The 2,322-nt window shown below is 43.6% G+C and carries 2 protein-coding genes; both read right to left on the bottom strand.

Annotated elements, in window-relative coordinates; translation table 11 throughout:
- The coding region (locus tag LC574_RS36250) for a helix-turn-helix domain-containing protein (RefSeq protein ID WP_229458457.1) at window positions 1–194 on the bottom strand (194 nt) is incomplete at its 3' end.
- A gap of 107 nt (window positions 195–301) precedes the next feature.
- Window positions 302–2,140: a penicillin-binding protein 2 gene (gene mrdA, locus LC574_RS36245; protein ID WP_229458456.1), complete on the bottom strand. Its 1,839-nt coding sequence runs from the start codon at window positions 2,138–2,140 to the stop codon at window positions 302–304.
- Window positions 2,141–2,322: the final 182 nt, after the last annotated feature.

Raw genomic sequence — 2,322 nt, 5'->3', positions numbered from 1 at the left:
TAATGGTCGATTTGAGCATTGGTAATATGGCTGAGAACTCTAACAGATGGACTTTTTAGCCCTCGCTCAAGCTGGCTAATGTAAGTCCTGTGCAGACCTGTCACTTCTGCAAGATACTCCTGTGACCAACCTTTTTCTGTGCGATGACGCTGTAGTTCTAGTCCTAAAATTTGGTCTAGTTTACTGGGCTGCATGAAGAAAAAGCCTAGTATTTTGAATACAAAAGTTCTACAGACTAAAGTATTCAAAATATGGAACAAAGATGCGAACGTTACTTACCACTGCTCAAATCGACCATTATTCAACTCTGACGGCTGTTTCCTAGCTTTTCAGGCGCTGGTTTCTGATACTTACCTGGATACTTGCGCTGAAAATATTCCTCCATAATTTGTAAGATCATTGGCGCAGCAATGCTACCACCGCCGCCGCCAGAATGTTCAGCAAATGCCACAATCAGAACTTCTGGCTGTTCAGCAGGTGCATAGGCTCCAAACCAAGCATGATTTTGCTTAACACGCCCTTTCCACGCTTCAGCAGTGCCACTCTTACCAGCGACTGCGGGAACTGTTGGCTGCTTCAAAGCTTTACCCGTACCTTCAGCTACTACTTTCCGAAGTCCCTCACGGAGAATACTTATGGTTGTCAGCTTTATATTTAAGGATTCTCGCCAGCTTTTTGCTTCTTCATTGTCTTTAAGCAAATGTGGCTGGACTCGGTAGCCACCATTAGCAGGCACGGCAAACATAATGGCGACTTGCAACGGTGTAGTTTGTAAAGCACCTTGACCAATTGACATATTAATGCTGTCGCCTACAGTCCAAGGTATCTTCCAAGCTTTCTGCTTCCATGCTTCATCTGGCACTAAACCTTTTGCTTCTTCGTTGGCAAACTCAAAGCCGGTTTTTTTACCAAATCCATACTTGCGAGTCCATTCAATTAAAGTCGGACCGCCGACTTTGCGACCAATTTGATAGAAGAAGGTATCACTACTCCACTGTAATGCACCGACAAAACCCAATGGCCCGAATCCAGCGTGATTCCATTCACCAAATCGTGTGCCGCCAAAGTTTAAGGAACCGTAGGTTTGCAGGACTGTGCTAGGAGAAAATTTACCTGATTCTAGACCGGCTGTGGTGGTGACAATTTTGAAGGTGCTAGCGGGTGGAAAAGCGCTGAGGGCGCGATTAACCAAGGGATGATCTGCACCTTGTACAGTTTCCCAATCTTTTTGGGTGAGTTTCTGCTTCGAGAAAATATTTGGATCAAAGGTGGGGTGAGATACCATTGCTAAAACCGCACCGTTCTTTGGGTCAAGTGCCATGATCGCACCGTCGCGATCGCCTAAAGCTTTTTCTGCTGTCTTTTGCATATCTAAATCTATAGTCAAGTGCAAATCGTTACCAGCTTTTGCCTGTTTCTCACCTAAAACCCGGAGTGGCCGACCTGCACCATCCACTTCTACCTGCTGACCGCCCCATTCGCCCCGCAGACTTTTCTCATAAGCTTTTTCAGATCCCATTTGACCAATCACATCACCCAATCTGTAGCCTTGCTGCTTCTTTTCTTTTAACTGCTCGGCGGTCAGTTCTCGCGTATAGCCTAATACATGAGCTAATTCCTTGCCGTGGGGGTAGTAACGAACGGCTTCTGTATGAATTTCTACGTCTTTAAGTTCAGTTTGATACTCCTTCAATGCTGTAATTTGCGCTTCGTTCAAGTTACGAGCAATTCGTATGAGTGAAGAAGAGTTAGCACCTGCCTCTTCTAGTTTCTTTTCAATCTCTTCTTGGGGAACGTCGAGAATTTGAGATAGACGCGCTCCCACAACTGACCATGCTGGCTTGGTATGTGCCATTGGCCACAAATATACAGAGCGAGGATAGCGAGTACTGGCTAAAAGTTTACCGTTGCGGTCAAAGATGTTGCCTCGTTCTGGTTGTTTGGGAATCATCCGAATTCGATTTGACTCGGCTCGTTTGCGGTGATTTGCGCCTTCTATAATTTGCAAATATGCCAAACGAACGCTGATTCCCGTCACCATCAATAGAGTAAATATAATTAAAAATATCGGCTGGAAACTCTGTCCAACTGTACGTGTATTTTGTTTTCCGCCAAGTGGAGATGCTTTAAATATAGTCATAAGACAAAGATGATTTCAAAATTAAGATTATTTGTAAACAACTCTGCTAAATTCTTATAGCAATCCGGAATCATCTGTGAGAAAATACTTAAATTATAATCGTACTTTTAAACACTCATTAACAACTTAATTTTCCGGCTAGAATTATATATATTGCATAATCCATAGCTTCAAAGTAAGTT

The organism is Nostoc sp. CHAB 5715, assembly GCF_020829685.1.
GTDB lineage: Bacteria > Cyanobacteriota > Cyanobacteriia > Cyanobacteriales > Nostocaceae > Nostoc.
Note: the sequence above shows the minus strand (reverse complement) of the source record. Positions and strands in the feature narration are given on the sequence as shown.

Coding starts and splice junctions, on each gene's coding strand:
- mrdA (WP_229458456.1), bottom strand. CDS start 2,140: ATGACTATATTTAAAGCATCTCCACTTGGCGGAAAACAAAATACACGT.